A 17,252-nucleotide genomic window follows, 5' to 3' on the forward strand; every position below is an offset into this window, starting at 1 on the left:
GGGGGACTGTGCCTCCCCCGCCCTCCCCCGGGGCTTCAGGCATGTCGTCCACGCCGGCCGGGCGGTCATCTGGGCCGCCGTCATGGTCTCGCTCTTCACCGCGAAGTAGACGTACTGATCAACCGGCATGGCCCGGCCCTGGCGAGCCGGTGTTCAGGCGAGATCCACGCCCGCGGCCCGCATCCTCGCCTCCACCAGTGCCGTCAGCCGGCGCCAGCCCGGCTTCTCCTCCTGGCCGTGCCGGCTGAGCAGGCTGTAGCGCAGGGCGGCGTCCGGCCGGGCCCGCAGGCCGGGCGGGACGGGCAGCAGGGCGGGGTGGGCGAGGAAGTAGCCGGCCATGTCGGTGGCGAGCTCGTCGACGCGCGGGTCGTCGGCCGGCCACTCGGCGGCCTGCCACATGCGCTTGACCAGCGAGACGTAGTGAGGATCGTCGAGCGCGCGCTCGACCCTGGCCACGTAGTCGTCGAAGCCCTCCGGCACCAGGGCCCTGATCAGCACCAGGCCCTCGCGGGCCACCGTGACGTCCTCGGGGCTCAGGCCGAACTCCGCGGCGGCCTTGTCCAGCCTCGCGAGCACCCCGTCGGGCAGCAGGGCGCGGTCGCCGGTGGCCAGCCGGTGCAGCATGTCCCGCCGCGCGATCAGGTCGTCGATCCGCTCGGTCAGGCGCTGCCCGGCGTCCTCCAGGGCGACGGCGAACGTCTCCGGGTCGGTGTCGAGGATCGCCTTCACCTCGGCCAGTGCCACTCCGGCGGCGGCCAGCGTCCGGATCTGCACCAGCCGGAGCAGGTCGGCCGAGCCGTAGCGCCGGTAGCCGGAGACGTCCCGGCGGGGCTCGTCGATCAGGCCGTGCTTGTGGTAGTGCCGGATGGCCTTCACGCTGAGGCCGGCGAACGCCGCCGCCTGCCCGATCGTGACGCCCTCGGTCATCCGCTCCCCCGGTCTGCCGATCGTTGCGCCAGCTCGCGTACCGCGTCCGCGACGGCGCGGAAGTCCTTGCGCAGGATGCTGCCGTGGTTGCTCGCCACCTTGGCGCTCACCTCGATGTTCGGCTTGCGGGCGAGCACCGGGCCGAGGCTGGCGCGCATGCTCTCCATCTCATCATGGCCGCCGCCGATGTTGCCCCCGGTGGCCACCACGTAGCGAACCGGGCAGGTCAGGCCGTCCAGGACCGGCCCGAGGGCGGCGTAGATCTCGTTCAGCTCGATGTTGCTCCGGGCGTGCTGCTCGGCGGACATCCTCCCGGCCATGCCCACCTTCGCCAGCAACGGCAGCAGCCACCGCGACCGCAGCCACCACCGCCGCACCTGCTCCTCGGTCAGGGCGAACTCGTACGGGTAGCCCCCGTCCACGCACACCACGCCCAGGACGCGCCCCGGGTTCCGTGCCGCCCAGTGCAGCGCCACCGGCCCGCCGTACGACCACCCGACCAGCAACGGCCGCTCCACCTCCCGGGCGGCCAGGACGGTGCTGACGTCCCTTACGTGTGCCTCGAACGAGGCCGCTTCGGCGGACCGCCCCGACCCGCCGCGTGCTCGCATGTCGTAGGTGAGGTGCCGGTAACCGCTCCCGAGCTCGGCCACGACCCGCCGCCAGTGCCGCTGGCTGGCGAACTGTCCGTTGAGGTAGAGAATGGGGCGACCCTGGCCACCGGTGTCGGTGACGGCCAGCGCCGTGTCGTCGATGGGGACCATCCCGGTCCAAGGTGAAGTGGTGGTCACCCGTTCAGCCTGCGGCCTGACCCAAGGTCAAGGTCAAACCCGGCTCCGCTGGCTCAAGCGATCAGAGGATCTCGGTGAAGAGGTTCACGATGACGGCGATCGCCGAGCCCAGGAGAAGAGTGAAGACGACGAACTTGAACGCGTTGATGTAATCACCATAACGACGGGTCGACAAACCGATCTGTATACCCGATCGAGGCACGAGGTAGACCAGGAATCTCGTGCCGAGGAACTGTCCCAGGAACAGGAAGAAATAGGGAATCATAAAAACCAGCAGTCCGACGATGAACGGACTGCTCGGCGAGTACGTCTCGCGCATGTACTGCTCGAATCGAGCCGCCACGTCCTGCTTCTGCAGAATTCTGGAGAGCGCGTCGCCGCGGGCCGGCTCACTGTAGAGGGCGCCGATGACCCGGAACGCGGCGAACCAGCCCAGCGCTCCGACCAGCCAGGAGATGACCGACGTGAACGTCTCGTGGCGGAAGACTTCCAACGGACGCAGAATGAGCGACAGCTTGGTGTTGTCCAGGAGAAGCTCGAGGTTGCGCGAGACGCTCTTGACCCAGGTCCGTGTCGCCCCCGAAACGCTGAGCAGGATACCGGCTTCCGCCGGGATCGGGCGACGGAATTTCGAGGCGTCGAACGGCCGCTCGGTGACGAACTCCAAGCCGACTTCATGGAATCCGGAATCGGGGACGAAGCAGGCCCAGGTGAGCGAGATCCGCTCGGCGTCCTTTTCCTCGCCTGCTCGGTCGAAGCATTCGTCCAGGTCACTGAAGGACTCTGATGATTTGTCGGAGTAGCCGACCAGTATGTAGAGGGCGATGCTCTGCGAGGAGTCTTCGTCCAGATGTTCCCTGATGCGCTTGTCGAGCTTTCTCAAGAAGGACTCGTCGATCTGGAACTGCCGCCCGAACCACTTCTCCACCCTGGGCAGGTTCTTGGCCGACTCGGTTCGCAGGAACTGGGCGAGCGCGGAAGTGCGTACCCATATATAGTCGTCGCCCTCGGCCGGGCCGGTGAGTGCGGGAACTCGCTCGCCGACGTCCACGGCGCTCAAGGCGTCTGAGACCTCCTCGGTCTCCCGATCTTCTTCTTCGGAGCCCTGAGCATCCACGCGCCTGAGCGTAATACAAGCGCCGGGCGGCTTTCTTTCCGGTCCTTTTGATTCACCGGCAACGATCTCATAACGCCCGATTAGTCGGAGCCGTTATCCCCTGATAGGGAATGGTCTGATCGTCTTCCTGTCTCATGGCGACACAAAGGCTTGGCCGCCTTGGTGAGGGTGACGAGCCGGCCTGTAGGCCGGGTTCTGTCCTTCGCTGGTGCGAAGGGGCGACCATCCATCTAGGGCCGTCGTTGCCGGCGGCCTCAAGCGGTCTACCCGCGCGGCTCGGGCGGGCAGCCCTCGGACGTCGCGCGCGGGACGTCTCGCTGAGACGTCCCTTCTTGACCTTGCTCCAGGTGGGGTTTACCTAGCCGCCCACGTCGCCGTGGGCGCTGGTGGTCTCTTACACCACCGTTTCACCCTTACCTCCGGAAACCGGAGGCGGTTTGCTTTCTGTGGCACTGTCCCGCGGGTCGCCCCGGGTCGGCGTTACCGACCACCCTGCCCTGTGGAGCCCGGACCTTCCTCGGCGGGCCCGGAGGCCCGACGCGGCCGCCCGGCCGGCTCGTCCAAGTGAGACTACCAAATCCCAAGCGATCTCCAACTGAACGACAAGATCGAGAGCGAAGAATGGGACCTGTCACCGGCTGAGGGGGCTGGTGGCGCACATCGGCCGTGCCAGGTGTTCTGGCGGCGCCTGGCACGGCCGATCAACGCAGGTGGGAAGTGTCGTTCATCGACTTCACGACCGCCTGCCCGTCCACGTAGTACTCGATCCTGGACAGGCAGGCCAGGTCGAGGTGCAGCCGGTAGAGCGCGGCGGGCGGAGCCAGCAGCGCGAAGCGCAGGAGCATCTTGATCGGCGTGACGTGCGAGACGAGCGCGATCGTGCGCCCCTCGTACCGCTCGACCAGGCGGTCTCTGGTCCTCTGGACACGTCGCGCCGCCACCCCGAAGCTCTCCCCACCCGGCGGCGCGACGGCAGGATCGGCCAGCCACGCGGCCAGCTCGCCGGGCCAGCGGCGCTGGATCTCGGTGAAGGTGTGGCCTTCCCAGGCGCCGAAATCCGTTTCTCGCAGGCCCTCGTCGATCTCGACGTCGAGGCCCCCGCAGGCCTTGGCCACGGCTTCTGCGGTCTGGCGGGCGCGCTTGAGCGGGGAGGAGACGATCACGTCGGGGGGTTCGCCGGTCGCCAGGCGGGCGGCGGCTCGGGCGGCCTGGTCGAGGCCCGTGGGGGTGAGTTCGGGGTCTCCGGTGCCGGAGAAGCGGCGCTCCACCGACAGCGGGGTCTCGCCGTGCCGGAGGAGGAGGAAGGTGGTGGAGGTCGTCGTGGGGGGACGCCACCCCCCGGTGACCGGGGCCTGCCCACCGACGGAGGCGCTCGCCGTAGCCAAAGGACTGCCCGATAGCGCGGAGGCCCGGTCCGAGGGGCCGGCCGGTACGGCGGAGCCGCGTGCCGTACCTGATGGGCCGGCGGGTACGGCGGAGCCGAGTGCCGTACCCGATGGGCCGGACGGTACGGCGGAGCCGCCCGCGCTCCAGGTGAGGCCCTTGGCGGCGGCGTCCATGGCCTCGTTGGCCAGCCGGTCGGCGTGGGCGTTGCGCTCGCGCGGGATCCAGGTCCACTCGGTGACGCGCAACCGCCGGGCCAGCCCGGCGGCCTCGTCGGCCAGCGGCCGCAACCCCTCGTTCTTGATCTTCCAGCGCCCGGCCATCTGCTCGACGACCAGCTTGGAGTCCATGCGGACGGCGACGGAGGCCCCGTCCCCGCCCAGGTCGAGCACGGCCCGTAGCCCGGCGATGAGGCCGCGGTACTCGGCGACGTTGTTGGTCGCCGTGCCGATGGCCTCGGCGACCTCGGCCAGCACCTGGCCGTCGGCGGCGTCACGCACCACCGCGCCGTACCCGGCCGGGCCGGGGTTGCCGCGGGAGCCGCCGTCGGCCTCGATGACGAACGAGGGCACGCTCACAGCCCCGAGTTGGGCGTGCGCACCAGGATCCGGCGGCACTCCTCGCAGCGCAGCACCTCGTCGGCGGCGGCGGCCTTGATGCGGTTCATGTCCGCGATGGACAGCGACACCTTGCAGCCCTGGCAGCGCCCGGCGTGGAGCATCGCGGCGCCGACGCCGTACTGCTCGCGCAGCTTCTGGTAGAGGGCGAGCAGGTCGGCGGGGATCTCGGCGGCGACCTCGGCGCGGCGCGTCTGGTTCTCCCCGGCCTCCTTGTCGATCTCCGCGTAGGCGGCGTCGCGGCGGGCCTCGACCGTGGCGCGGGCGGCGCCGATCTCGTCGCGGGCGGCGGTGAGCTCGGCGACCTGGGCGTCGGCGGCCTCGCGGCGCTCCATGATCTCCAGCACGACCTCCTCCAGGTCGCCCTGGCGGCGCTGGAGGGAGACGATCTCGGACTGCAGGTTGGCGAGGTCCTTCGGCGAGGTGACCTGGCCGGAGTCGAGCCGCTTCTGGTCGCGCTCGGCGCGCTGGCGCACGGTGTCGACGTCGCTCTCGGCCTTGGTCTGCTCGCGGGCCAGGTCGCCGGCCTCGGTCTCGGCGGAGATGACCTGCGGCGCGATGCGCGCGTAGTTCTTCGTCAGCTCGTCGATCTCGGCGAGCTCGGGCAGGGTGCGGCGGCGGTGCGCGAGGCGGTCGGCGACGGCGTCGAGCTCGGCGAGGTCGAGGAGGCGCTGCTGAGCGGCGGGAGCGGCTTTCATGGTCAATTTCCCTCTTGTCATCGTCGTCGAAGGGCGCCCGAACTCGGCACCATCATCATTGGCGACCACGCCTACGGCGGCAAATCGCAGGGCGGCCGGGTCGTGCGGGGTCAGGTCCTGGCGGCCTGGGTCCAGGCGTCGGTGACCAAGGTGGAGACGCGGGTCTCCACCTGGAGCCCGGAGCCGTCGAGCAGGGCGGCGGCGGTGGGGAGCCAGGGCCACTCGGTCGCCCAGTGCGGCGCGTCGAGCAGGGCGGGGCCGCCGGTCTCCACGAACTCGCTGGCGGGGTGGTGCCGCAGGTCGGCGGTGAGGAAGGCGTCGACGCCGGCCGCGCGGGCCGCGCCGAGCAGCGAGTCGCCGGAGCCGCCGCTGACCGCGACGCGGCGTACCGGCCGGTCGGGGTCGCCGGCGAACCAGACGCCGCGCGCGGTCTCGGGCAGCCCGCCGAGCGCCGCCTGCGCGAACTCGGCCAGCGTGACCTGCGCGGGCAGGTCACCGATGCGGCCGAGGCCGCGCCACGGGTCGTCGGGGAAGGGCTGCAGCGGCACGAGGTCGCCCACCAGGCCCACGGCCCGGGCCAGCGCGTCGGAGACGCCGGGATTGGCCACGTCGGCGTTGGTGTGCGCGGTGTAGAGGGCGATGTCGCGCTTGATGAGCCCGTGGAGCATCCGGCCCTTGTAGGAGGTCGTCGCCACCGAGGTGGTGCCGCGCAGGTAGAGCGGGTGGTGCACGACGATCAGGTCGGCGCCCCAGGCGAGCGCCTCCTCGGCCACCGCCGGCACGGGGTCGACCGCGAACAGCACCCGGCGCACCGGCTGCTCGAGGTCGCCGCTGACCAGGCCCACCGCGTCCCACGACTCGGCCCGGTCGGGCGGATAGGCCGTTTCGAGCTGCTTGATGACCTCCGCGAGCCGCGTCACGCAGCCTCCTTCACCCTCTGTGTGCGTAAGAGGATATCCGGGGCTGTCGCCCGAACGTGGTTCGGCGTACTGTAAGTGAATCCTGACGCGGGAGGGACGGCATGACGCCAAGAATCGCGATCATCGGCGCCGGGTTCGGCGGGTTGTGCATGGCGATTCGGCTGGAACGGGCGGGGATCACCTCTTACACCGTCTTCGAGCAGGCTTCCGGGCTCGGCGGGACGTGGCGCGACAACACGTATCCGGGCGCCGGATGCGACATTCCCTCCCATTTGTACTCGTACTCCTTCGAGAAGTACACGAGCTGGACCCGCCGCTATCCCGGCCAGCCCGAGATTCTCGGCTATTTAGCCCATTGCACCGATAAATATGACGTCAGGCGAAAAATCAGATTCGACACCGCGGTCACCGCCGCCGCCTTCGACGGCACGGGCTGGCGCGTCACCTTCCGCCCCTCCACCGGTACGGCGGAGCCGCGGGTCGAGGAGTTCGACGTCGTCGTGGCGGCGGTCGGCCAGCTCAACCGGCCGCACCTGCCCGACATCCCGGGCCGGTCCACCTTCGACGGCGTCGCCTTCCACTCGGCCCGCTGGAACCACGGCCACGACCTCACCGGCCGCCGCGTCGCGGTCATCGGCACCGGCTCCTCCGCCGCGCAGTTCATCCCGCCGGTCGCCGAGCGCGCCGCCCGCCTCACCGTCTTCCAGCGCACCCCGAACTGGGTGATCCCCAAGCCCGACGCCGAGTTCTCGCCCAGGACGCAACGGGCCTTCCACTTCGTCCCCGGCCTCCAGCGCCTCTACCGCGAGTGGATCTACCGCTACGCCGAGGGCACCCTCTACCCCGCGCTGGCCGGCGGCTGGAGCGCGGACCTGCTGCGCAAGCGCGCGCTCGGCCACCTCCACGCGCAGGTGCGCGATCCCGCCCTGCGCGCGAAGCTCACCCCCGACTACCCGCCGGGCTGCAAGCGCGTGGTGATCGACAGCCGCTTCTACCCCGCGCTCACCAGGCCCAACGTGGAGGTCGTCACCGACAAGATCACCCGGATCGCGCCGGGCGGCGTGGAGACCTCCGACGGCCGGCTGCACGAGGTGGACACCATCGTCTATGGAACCGGTTTCCGCAGCACCGAGTTCCTGGCGCCGGTCGACTTCGCCGGGCGCGACGGCCGGTCCCTGCGTGAGCAGTGGCGCGAGGGCGCCGAGGCCTATCTCGGCATCGCCGTCCCCGGCTTCCCGAACCTGTTCCTGCTCTACGGACCCAACACCAACCTCGGGCACAACTCGATCGTCTACATGCTGGAGTGCCAGGTCGAGCACATCATGCGCTGCCTGCCGTACCTCACGAGCAGAGGACCCATGGAGGTGCGGGCGGAGACCATGGCGGCGTGGCGCGCGCAGCTCGCGCGGGCGATGGACGGGATGGTGTGGGGCGAGGGCTGCCAGAGCTGGTACAAGACGGCCACCGGCCGCGTCACCAACAACTGGCCCGGCCCGACCACCCTCTACCGGAGGCTCACCGCGCGCCCTCCCGGCGGGGCGTACAAATTCGGCTGACCGGGTTGGTCGGACGGCACAAGGGTTTCGCCGGCCCGGCGCGATAACGTCACTGGCATGACGCTCCCCCTCCACCAGCAGGCGATCGTCGCCGACGCGCACAACGACCTCTTGATGGCCGTCGCGGCCCGGCCGCACGAGCAATGGGCGGAGTTCTTCCGCCGCCAGTGGCTTCCGCAACTGCGCGCGGGCGGGGTCAGGCTGCAGGTGCTGCCGGTCTTCATCGACGACGAGTTCCGGCCCGAGGGCGCGCTGCGCCAGACGCTGCGCATGATCGAGTGCGCCCACGTGATCGCCGAGGGCAACCCCGACGCGGTACGGCTGTGCAGTACCGGCGCCGAGATCGACGCCGCCCTCGCCGACGGGCTGATCGCGCTGGTCCTGGCCCTGGAGAGCATGCCCGGCCTCGACGCCAGCGTGGAGCTGATCTCCACGGTGCACCGGCTGGGCGTGCGCATCGCCTCGATCGCGCACTGGGGCCGCACCCCGCTGGCCGACGGCAGCGGGGAGGACGCCACCGGCAGCGGCCTGACCTCCGACGGCGTCGCCGCGCTGGCCGAGATGGAACGGCTCGGCATCATCTTCGACATCTCCCACCTGGGCGCCACCGGCGTTGCCCACGTGCTGGAGCTGGCCACCAAGCCGGTCATGGCCACCCACTCCTCGGCGCGGGCGCTGCGCGACCACCACCGCAACCTCACCGACGAGCAGTTGCGCGCGGTCGCGGCCACCGGCGGCATCATCTGCGTGAACTTCTTCCACGCCTTCCTGTCCGAGACCAAGGCGACCTTCGACGACCTGCTCGACCACTTCGAGCACATCGCCGCCGTCGCCGGGATCGACCACGTGGGCATCGGCGCCGACTTCGTCCGCGAGGTCATGCTCGACCTCACGCCGCCGTGGTGCTGCGAGGGCGACGCCAACTCGCGCGGCGTCGACCCGTTCGGCTACGTCGAGGGGCTGGAGGGGCCCGCCGGGCTGCCGCTGGTCACCGAGGGGCTGCTCAAGCGCGGGCTGGCCGAGGACGACGTCCTCAAGATCATGGGCGGGAACATGCACCGGTTCTTCAAGGAGCGGCTGGGATGATCGAGACGATGCTGGCGGATCTGGAGGAGCTCGTCACCTGCGAGTCCTTCTCGGCCGACCTGGAGGCGGTGGCGCGCAGCGCCAAGGTCGTCGGGGCGATGGGGCGGCGGCTGCTCGGGGCCGAGCCCGAGTACCTGGTGATCGACGGGGTGACGCACCTGCGCTGGACCTTCGGCACGCCGAAGGTGCTCCTGCTGGGCCACCACGACACCGTCTGGCCGATCGGCACCCTGCGCACCCACCCGTGGTCGGTGGTGGACGGGGTGGCCAGGGGGCCGGGCGTCTTCGACATGAAGTCCGGGCTCGTCCAGATCTTCCACGCCCTCGCCGGGCTGGACCCGCTCGACGGCGTCTCGGTGCTGATCACCGGGGACGAGGAGGTCGGCTCCACCACCTCCGCCCCGCTCATCGAGGAGAGCGCGCGCGGGCTGGCGGCCACCTTCGTGCTGGAGGCCAGCGCCGACGGCGGCGCGCTCAAGACCGCGCGCAAGGGCACCTCCGACTACCGCGTCACCGTGTACGGCAAGGCCGCCCACGCCGGTCTCGAACCGGAGAAGGGCGCCAACGCCGGGATCGAGCTCGCCCACCAGATCCTGGCCATCGCCGGCCTGGGCGCCGGGGCGCCGGGCTTCTCGGCCACCACCGTCACGCCGACCGTGCTGGCCGGCGGGAGCACGGTCAACACCGTGCCCGCCGAGGCCTGGGTGGGAGTGGACGTGCGGGTCGCCACGCTGGCCGAGCAGGCCCGGGTGGACGCGGCCATGCGGTCGTTGTCGCCGGTGGTGCCCGGCACCCGGCTGGAGGTCGCGGGCGGTCCCAACCGGCCGCCCATGGAGGAGGCCATGTCCGCCTCGCTCTTCGCCCTGGCCCAGTCGGTGGCAGGACGGCTGGGGCTCGAACCGCTGAGCTCGGCCGCGGTGGGCGGGGCCTCGGACGGGAACTTCACCGCCGGGCTGGGCTGTCCCACGCTCGACGGGCTCGGCGGGGTGGGCGGCGGCGCCCACGCCGACCACGAGCACGTGATCGTGGCCGAACTGCCCCGGCGTACGGCACTGCTGCGGGAGCTGGTGCGGGAGGTGCTGGCCGGGGCGGCTTGATCGGCGGGCCGGCGGGGGTTGACTCGGCGTGTCAGATCGAATAGACCCACAGGGGATCATTCGATCATTCCGCAGGAGGGCCGATGTCGGGTAGAGCAGCCGTGCGAGGGGTCGTCAAAGGCGGGTTAGCCGTGGTGGCGGCCGGAGTCCTGGCGGCGGCGGGCAGCACGCCCGCCACGGCCCAGACCGCCGGCTCAGGAGGCTGGGGAGTCCCCACGGTGGATCCAGGCGGGGCTCCCACAGTGGATTCGAGCGCGGCCCCGGCTGTGGACGGGGCGGGGCGGCCGCCGCGGACGACCAAGGGGCCGTGCGGCTACACCGAGACCCCGGACGAGCCGCCGGCCCGCAAGGTGCACCTGCCGCCCGACCCCCGGCGCACCCCCACCCGGCCGGTGTCGGTGACGCTGGACACCAACCACGGCCGGATCGTGCTGACCCTAGACCCGGCCAAGGCCCCCTGCACGGTGCAGAGCTTCGTGCACCTGGTCCGGCACCGCTTCTACGACCGGACGTCGTGCCACCGGCTCACCGCCTACGACCGGCTGAAGGTGCTGCAGTGCGGCGACCCGAGCTTCACCGGCGAAGGCGGGCCGGGCTACCGCTACAAGGACGAGCTGCCCACCGACCTGCCGCCGTGGCCCGGCGACCCGACCGGCGAGCGCAAGACCTACGCCCGAGGCGTCCTGGCCATGGCCAACGCGGGACCGGACACGAACGGGAGCCAGTTCTTCCTGGTGTACGGCGACTCGGGACTGCGGCCCCACTACACGATCTTCGGCACGGTGGACGCGGGCGGCCTCGCCGTCCTCGACCGGATCGCGGCCGGCGGCATCCAGCCGACGCCCGACGGGCCGACCCCGCCGGTGGACGGGCGGCCGGTGCTCCCGGCGGACATCCTCGACGCCCGGGTCCGCCGCTAGCCGCGCCGGTCCGGCGGGTAGAACCGTGGGGTGAGCCTCAGCATTCGCGAACTCCGCGAGATCCACGACCTCCAGCGGGTGGCCGACCTCTTCGACGAGGTCTGGAAGCCGGAGCCGGGCAACCCGCCGGTGCCGCTGGACCTCATGGTGGCCTTCGCGCACGCGGGCTGCTACGTGGCCGGGGCCTTCGACGGGCAGGAGCTCGTCGGGGCCTCGGTCGGCTTCCTGGGCGCGGGGGCGAGCCTGCACTCGCATGTCACCGGGGTCCGGGCGGCGGGGCGCGGGGTGGGGTACGCGCTGAAGCGGCACCAGCGGGAGTGGTGCCTGGAGCGGGGGCTGGAGACGATCAAGTGGACGTTCGATCCGCTGGTGCGGCGGAACGCGCACTTCAACCTCACCAAGCTGGGTGCCCGGCCGGAGGAGTACCTGGAGGACTTCTACGGGGAGCTGCGGGACGAGCTCAACGCGGGTGACCGGTCGGATCGGCTGCTGGCGGTGTGGCGGCTGACCGAGGAGGCGGGGGCCAGGCCGGTGCCGGGCGGGGCCGGGGTGGTGCTCGACGAGGACGGGCGGGCGCACGAGGCCGACACGCCCGTGGTGCTGGTGGCCACGCCCCGGGACATCGAGGCGCTGCGGCGGCGGGAGCCGGAGCGGGCCCGGGCCTGGCGGCCGGCCATGCGGCAGGCCCTGGGCGGGCTGATGGCCACCGGCGGCAAGGTCGTGGGCTTCACCGACGCCGGGGACTACGTGGTGGTGCGCGGGTAACGCGGATTGTCCGATCCGGAGCACTATGTGGTGGTGGGCGGGTAGCACTGCTGCATGACAGCGGAGTTCACCCCCACCGTCCCGGACCGGCGGCTGCCGCCCGTGACGGTTCGCGACCTGCCCGAGCCGCCGAGCAGCATGTGGCGGATCATCGGACCCGGCCTGGTCGGCGCCGGCGTCGGCCTCGCCTCGGGCGAGTTCATCCTGTGGCCCTACATCGCCTCGCTAGTCGGCCTGGTCTTCATCTGGGGCGCCGCGATCGGCATCCTCACCCAGTGGTTCCTCAACATGGAGATCGAGCGTTACACGCTGGCCACCGGCGAGACCGCGCTGACCGGGTTCAGCCGGTTGTGGAAGCACTGGGGCCTGGTCTTCGTGCTGATGACGCTGTTGTCGAACCTGTGGCCCGGCTGGGTGACCACCTCGGCGACGATGGTCACCTACCTCACCGGCGGCACGCCGCGTTACATCGCCATCGGCATGCTGGTGGTGATCGCGCTCGGCCTGACGCTGGCCCCGGTGATCTACACCGCGCTGGAGCGGGTCATCTTCGTCAAGATCGCGCTGGTCGTCACCCTGATCGTCGTCGCGCTGATCTTCGCGATCACCTCGGACGCCTGGGTGAGCCTGGGCCGCGGGCTGACGGTGGACGCCACCTTCCCGGTGCCGCCGCTGGAGCTGGCCGTCCTGATGGGCGCGATCGCGTACGCGGGCGCGGGCGGCGGCCAGAACCTGTGCCAGAGCAACTGGATCCGCGACAAGGGCTTCGGCATGGGCTAGTACGTGCCGCGGCTGGTCAGCCCGGTGACCGGGCACGAGGAGGCGGCGCCGTCCACCGGCTTCCAGTTCGCGCCGACGCGGGAGAACCTGGCCCGGTGGAGGCAGTGGTGGCGCTTCGCCAACCTGGAGCAGGGCACCACCTTCGCGCTGGTCAGCTTCGTCACCATCGCGCTGATGTCGATGCTCGCCTACTCCACGGTGTTCGGGCGGGAGGGGCTGGCCAACAGCATCGCCTTCCTGGAGACCGAGGGGCAGGTGCTGCAGGAGACGGTGGCGCCGTGGTTCGGGGTCCTGTTCTGGGTGATCGGGGCGCTGTCGCTGTTCGCCTCGGCGATGGGGATCGTGGACTACACCTCCCGGCTGGCCGCGGACATGATCAAGACGGTCTACGCGCGGCAGGCGTCGGAGAGCCGGATCTACTCGATCATCGTGTGGGCGATGGCGGCGGTGGGCGTGCTCGTCCTGCTGATCGGCTTCGACCAGCCGCTCATCCTGCTGGTGCTGTCGGCCAGCTTCGCCGCGGTGATGATGTTCGTCTACTCGATCCTGCTGATCATCCTCAACCGGCGGGCGCTGCCGAAGGAGCTCAAGGTGCGCTCCTACCGGCTGGCGGCGCTGGTGTGGTCGGTGGCCTTCTTCGGGACGCTGACCGTGCTGGTGCTGATCCAGCAGGCCCAGAAGCTGTTCTGAATCGCGGAAGCAGGCTTTCCTCGATACCCGGCACACTGGAGGCATGCTCGAAACCTCGGCCCGTCTGCTGCGCCTGCTCTCCCTGCTCCAGGCCCACAAGGAGTGGTCCGGCCCGGAGCTGGCCTCCCGGCTGAACGTCTCCACCCGCACGGTCCGCAACGACGTGGAACGGCTGCGCACCCTCGGCTATCCGGTGCATGCCACGCCGGGGGTGGCCGGCGGGTACCGGCTGGGGGCGGGCGCGGCGCTGCCGCCGCTGCTGCTCGACGACGAGGAGGCCGTGGCGGTCGCGGTCGGGCTGGGCCGGGCGGCGGGCGGCGGGGTGGCGGGCATCGAGGAGAGCTCGGTCCGGGCGCTGGCCAAGCTGGAGCAGGTGCTGCCCAGCCGGCTCCGGCACCGGGTCTCGGCCCTGAACAGCCACACCGTGCACATCCCCGGCGCCAGCCCCCAGGTGCCGCCGGAGACGCTGACGGTGATCGCCAACGCCGCCCGCGACCACGAGCGGCTGCGCTTCGACTACGTGGGCCACGACGGGGCGGCCAGCCTGCGGGAGGCGGAGCCGTACAAGCTGGTGCACCGGCGGGGGCGCTGGTACCTGGTGGCGTGGGACGTGACGCGGGAGGACTGGCGGACCTACCGGGTGGACCGGCTGAAGCCGCGCACGCCCAACGGCCGCCGGTTCACCCCGCGCGAGGTGCCGTTCGACGTGGCCGAGCACGTGGAGCAGGGGGTGAACACGGCGATGTGGCGCTATCGCGCGACCGTGCGGATCCACGCGCCCGCCGAGCGGCTGGCCGGGCTGCCGCTGGGCCTGGTGGTGGAGCCGGAGACGGAGCAGACCTGCCTGCTGCGCACCGGCGCCGACGACCCGGAGGGCATGGCGGTCTGGCTCGGCTTCCTCGGGGCCGACTTCGAGGTGCTCGACTCCCCCGAGCTGGTCGCCGCGCTCGACCGGCTGGCCGCCCGCTACCAGCGCGCGGTCAGCGGCTCGTCAGCGCGCGAGTCCACCGTGTGAGGCATGACGACGAAGCAGATCGCCGGGAGCGAGCAGGACTTCCAGCTCGTGACCCGGATCCACGCCGCCGGTTCGCAGGAGGGCATCGGCCGCGTGCTGGGCCGGCGCGCCGAGGCGGCGTACGGCTGGCAGCCCCGGCCGATCGACCCGGAGCTGGGCCGGGCCCGGCACGAGTGGTTCGCCGAGCACTGGCCCCAGCACCACGCGCGGCTGCGCGGTCTGGCCGGCGGGCGGCTGCGGGACGACCTGGAGTACGACGGCCTGAGCGGGCTGCCGCAGGGGTGCTCCGCGTTGTGGGTGCCGCCGTCGGCCTCGACCGACGGGCACGGCCGCATCGGCCGCACCTATGACTTCTTCCCCTGGACCACCAGCGAGATCATGCACGAGACCTTCCCGCTGCCGGGCGAGCTGCCGATGGCCTCCCGCCCGCACGTGATCACCACGGTGCCGGACGACGGCCTGGCCTCCACCGTGGTGTCCATGAGCGACCTGGACGGCTGCATGGACGGCGTGAACGAGGCCGGGCTGGCGGTGGCGCTGCTCATCCAGGACTTCGCCGGCGCAGAGCCGCCGGAGGAGACCGGCGCCCAGGTCGGGGTCAACTCCGTGCAGCTCCCCCGGTTCCTGCTGGACACCTGCGAGAGCGCGGCCGAGGCCAAGCGCGCGCTGGCCGGCCTGCGGCACTACGACTTCGGCATGCCGCTGCACTACATCGTGGCCGACGCCGCGGGCGAGGCGTTCGTCTGGGAGGGCGGCCGGGCCTTCGAGACCGGCGGCGGCCCGCTGTGCGTGACCAACCACCCGCTGCACGAGCACCCCGACCCCCTGGCCCTGCCGCCGGACACCGCGCGGACCTTCGGCTCCTTCGGCCGGCTGCGCTCGCTGTACGAGGCGAGCCGGGGCGGGCTCATGTCGCCGGAGGAGCTGCGCGCCTCGCTCGCCGAGGTGAGCTGCGGGCAGGACCAGGTGTTGCGCACGCTGTGGACCACGGTCTTCGACACCACCGAGCGCACCATGGCCGTCCGCTTCTACCTGGGCGACGGCGAGAAGGAGCCGCGCTACAGCGAGGAACTGCTGTTCACCTGCGGGGTGTGACCAGCCCCGACTCGTAGGCGAGCACGACGAGCTGGGCGCGGTCGCGCGCGCCCAGCTTGGTCATGGCGCGGCTGACGTGCGTCTTGGCGGTGAACGGGCTGACCACCAGGTGCGCGGCGATCTGGTCGTTGCTGAGCCCTCGGGCGACCAGGCCGACGATCTCCCGCTCGCGGCCGGTCAGCACGGCCATGTCGCCGGCCGGGGCGGGCGCCTGGGAGACGAACTGCTCGATCAGCCGCCGGGTGATGCCCGGCGACAGCAGCGCGTCGCCGCGCGCCGCCACGCGCACGCCGTGCAGCAGGTCGGCGGGGTCGGTGTCCTTGAGCAGGAACCCGGCCGCGCCGGCCCGTAGAGCCTGGTAGACGTACTCGTCCAGGCCGAAGTTGGTCAGGATGACGATGTGCGTGCCGTCCAGGCCGGCCAGCCGCCGGGTGGCCTCGATGCCGTCCATGACCGGCATCTGGATGTCCAGCAGCACCACGTCGGGCCGCAGCTCGGTGGCCAGCGCGACCGCCCGCTGCCCGTCGGCGGCCTCGCCGGCCACCTCGATGCCGTCCTCTGCCTCCAGCAGCGCGCGGAAGCCGGCCCTGATCAGCGCCTGGTCGTCGGCGAGCAGCACGCGGATCATGCCGGCTGCCGCATCCGGCTTGGAACCGGCAGCTCGGCCCGCACCAGGAAGCCCCGCTCCCCCGGGCCGGCCTGCAGCTTCCCGCCGAGCGCCTCCGCCCGTTCGCGCATCCCGGTCAGCCCCTTCCCCGGTACGGCAGGCGCCGTGCCGGCCCCGTCGTCGGCGACCGTGACGGTGACCGCGCGCCTGCCGTACGCGAGGGTGACCTCGGCGCGCGCGCCGGGGGCGTGCCTGGCGACGTTGGTGAGCGCCTCCTGCACGATGCGGTAGGCGGCCTGGTCGACCTCGGCCGGCAGCGCGCCCGGGTCGCCTTCGATGCGCAGGTCGAGCGGCAGGCCGGCGGCGCGCAGCCGTTCGGCCAGTTCGGGGAGGCGGGCGAGGGAGACGCTCTCGTCGCGCAGGACCTCCAGGGTCTCGCGCAGCTCGCGCATGGCCTCGCCGCTGGCCTCCTGGATGGCGGCGAGCGCGGGCGGCACCTGCTCGCCGCGCTTGGCGGCCAGGTGCGCGGCGACGCCGGCCTGGACCTTGATCACCGAGATGGTGTGGGTGAGCGAGTCGTGCAGGTCGCGGGCGATGCGCAGGCGCTCCTCGCCGGCGCGGCGCAGCGCGGCCTCCTCGCGGTTGTGCTCGGCCTCCTGGGCGCGCTGGTCGGCCTGCTGGAGCGCCACTCCCATGGCGACCGCGGCGACGAACCAGCCGGTGACCAGGATGCCGCCCTTGACCGCGGCCAGCGGGTCCTGGCCGGCCAGCAGGTAGGCGGCGATCATGGCCAGGATGAGGGCGAGCGCGGCGACCTGGGAGAGCCGGCGGTGGCCGTGCCGTACCGTGCTGGCCAGGGAGATCAGGGCGGGCAGGCCCGCGGTGAGCTCCGGCTCGACGAACAGGGCGTACAGCAGGGCGCAGCCGGTGGTGACGACCAGCACCTGCTGGGGGGCCACCCGGTGCCAGTGCAGCGCGACGGCGGCGGCGGCGAGCAGCGCGTAACCGCCCGGCCCGGCCACGCCGTTGATCAGCGTGGCCGACACCATGACCAGCCCGACGGCGGGGGCGACCACCAGGTCCAGCCTCTTCATGGTGGCAAACTACGCCACCCGGGCGGCGAACGCGTCATCTGTACCGACTACTCCCATTGGAGTAGGCGATGCCTCTTCTGGCGCGACGACCGGG

15 protein-coding genes, 1 other RNA gene and 1 pseudogene are annotated in these 17,252 nt (G+C 71.7%); 8 read left to right on the top strand and 9 right to left on the bottom strand.

The window, feature by feature from the left end; genetic code table 11:
• Nucleotides 1–153: 153 nt before the first annotated feature.
• The 7 genes from AB0I67_RS11620 to AB0I67_RS11650 form a co-directional block, all read right to left on the bottom strand.
• The gene (locus AB0I67_RS11620) at nucleotides 154–927 is read right to left on the bottom strand and encodes a MerR family transcriptional regulator (RefSeq protein WP_357921444.1); all 774 of its coding nucleotides are present in this window, start codon (nucleotides 925–927) and stop codon (nucleotides 154–156) included.
• Entirely contained in the window at nucleotides 924–1,718 is a 795-nt protein-coding gene (locus AB0I67_RS11625) for an alpha/beta hydrolase (protein ID WP_357921446.1), read from the bottom strand. Before AB0I67_RS11625 ends, AB0I67_RS11620 begins: the two co-directional genes overlap by 4 nt.
• 61 nt (nucleotides 1,719–1,779) lie before the next feature.
• Entirely contained in the window at nucleotides 1,780–2,835 is a 1,056-nt protein-coding gene (locus AB0I67_RS11630; RefSeq protein ID WP_357921449.1) for a hypothetical protein, read from the bottom strand.
• Nucleotides 2,836–3,003: 168 nt separating this feature from the next.
• Nucleotides 3,004–3,394, bottom strand: an RNA gene (gene rnpB / locus AB0I67_RS11635) — RNase P RNA component class A.
• Between the two features lie 142 nt (nucleotides 3,395–3,536).
• Nucleotides 3,537–4,790: a bifunctional RNase H/acid phosphatase gene (locus AB0I67_RS11640; protein WP_357922176.1), complete on the bottom strand. Its 1,254-nt coding sequence runs from the start codon at nucleotides 4,788–4,790 to the stop codon at nucleotides 3,537–3,539.
• Between the two features lie 2 nt (nucleotides 4,791–4,792).
• On the bottom strand, nucleotides 4,793–5,533 hold the full coding sequence (locus AB0I67_RS11645; protein WP_357921451.1) for a C4-type zinc ribbon domain-containing protein: 741 nt from the start codon (nucleotides 5,531–5,533) through the stop codon (nucleotides 4,793–4,795).
• Nucleotides 5,534–5,643: 110 nt separating this feature from the next.
• Nucleotides 5,644–6,453, bottom strand: a complete 810-nt coding sequence (locus AB0I67_RS11650; RefSeq protein WP_357921453.1) for a Nif3-like dinuclear metal center hexameric protein — start codon at nucleotides 6,451–6,453, stop codon at nucleotides 5,644–5,646.
• Nucleotides 6,454–6,554: 101 nt separating this feature from the next.
• Between AB0I67_RS11650 and AB0I67_RS11655 the strand changes: the two genes are divergently transcribed.
• The 8 genes and pseudogenes from AB0I67_RS11655 to AB0I67_RS11690 all read left to right on the top strand — a co-directional run bounded on the left by AB0I67_RS11655 (nucleotide 6,555) and on the right by AB0I67_RS11690 (nucleotide 15,457).
• Entirely contained in the window at nucleotides 6,555–8,009 is a 1,455-nt protein-coding gene (locus AB0I67_RS11655; protein ID WP_357921456.1) for an NAD(P)/FAD-dependent oxidoreductase, read from the top strand.
• Between the two features lie 57 nt (nucleotides 8,010–8,066).
• On the top strand, nucleotides 8,067–9,095 hold the full coding sequence (locus tag AB0I67_RS11660) for a dipeptidase (protein ID WP_357921459.1): 1,029 nt from the start codon (nucleotides 8,067–8,069) through the stop codon (nucleotides 9,093–9,095).
• Nucleotides 9,092–10,192 (top strand): M20 family metallopeptidase, encoded by a 1,101-nt coding sequence (locus tag AB0I67_RS11665; protein WP_357921462.1) that lies wholly within the window; start codon nucleotides 9,092–9,094, stop codon nucleotides 10,190–10,192. The genes AB0I67_RS11660 and AB0I67_RS11665 overlap by 4 nt, the downstream gene beginning before the upstream one ends.
• An 83-nt stretch (nucleotides 10,193–10,275) precedes the next feature.
• Nucleotides 10,276–11,112, top strand: a complete 837-nt coding sequence (locus AB0I67_RS11670; RefSeq protein ID WP_357921465.1) for a peptidylprolyl isomerase — start codon at nucleotides 10,276–10,278, stop codon at nucleotides 11,110–11,112.
• Between the two features lie 30 nt (nucleotides 11,113–11,142).
• Nucleotides 11,143–11,877, top strand: coding sequence for a GNAT family N-acetyltransferase (locus AB0I67_RS11675; RefSeq protein WP_357921467.1), 735 nt, complete (start codon nucleotides 11,143–11,145; stop codon nucleotides 11,875–11,877).
• Between the two features lie 138 nt (nucleotides 11,878–12,015).
• Nucleotides 12,016–13,347, top strand: a pseudogene (locus AB0I67_RS11680) (Nramp family divalent metal transporter).
• A gap of 43 nt (nucleotides 13,348–13,390) precedes the next feature.
• Nucleotides 13,391–14,362 (top strand): WYL domain-containing protein, encoded by a 972-nt coding sequence (locus AB0I67_RS11685; RefSeq protein ID WP_357921470.1) that lies wholly within the window; start codon nucleotides 13,391–13,393, stop codon nucleotides 14,360–14,362.
• Between the two features lie 3 nt (nucleotides 14,363–14,365).
• Nucleotides 14,366–15,457 carry a C45 family peptidase gene (locus AB0I67_RS11690; protein WP_357921473.1) on the top strand — a complete coding sequence of 364 codons (1,092 nt, stop codon included), beginning with the start codon at nucleotides 14,366–14,368 and terminating at the stop codon, nucleotides 15,455–15,457.
• On the opposite strand, the gene AB0I67_RS11695 is transcribed toward AB0I67_RS11690, so the two are convergent.
• Both AB0I67_RS11695 and AB0I67_RS11700 read right to left on the bottom strand, forming a co-directional pair.
• The gene (locus AB0I67_RS11695) at nucleotides 15,441–16,085 is read right to left on the bottom strand and encodes a response regulator transcription factor (protein ID WP_357921476.1); all 645 of its coding nucleotides are present in this window, start codon (nucleotides 16,083–16,085) and stop codon (nucleotides 15,441–15,443) included. The two genes, AB0I67_RS11690 and AB0I67_RS11695, sit on opposite strands and share 17 nt — an antisense overlap.
• Entirely contained in the window at nucleotides 16,082–17,158 is a 1,077-nt protein-coding gene (locus AB0I67_RS11700) for a sensor histidine kinase (protein ID WP_357921479.1), read from the bottom strand. Before AB0I67_RS11700 ends, AB0I67_RS11695 begins: the two co-directional genes overlap by 4 nt.
• Nucleotides 17,159–17,252 lie beyond the last annotated feature (94 nt).

This window comes from Nonomuraea sp. NPDC050310 (assembly GCF_040655795.1).
Taxonomy (GTDB): Bacteria; Actinomycetota; Actinomycetes; order Streptosporangiales; family Streptosporangiaceae; genus Nonomuraea.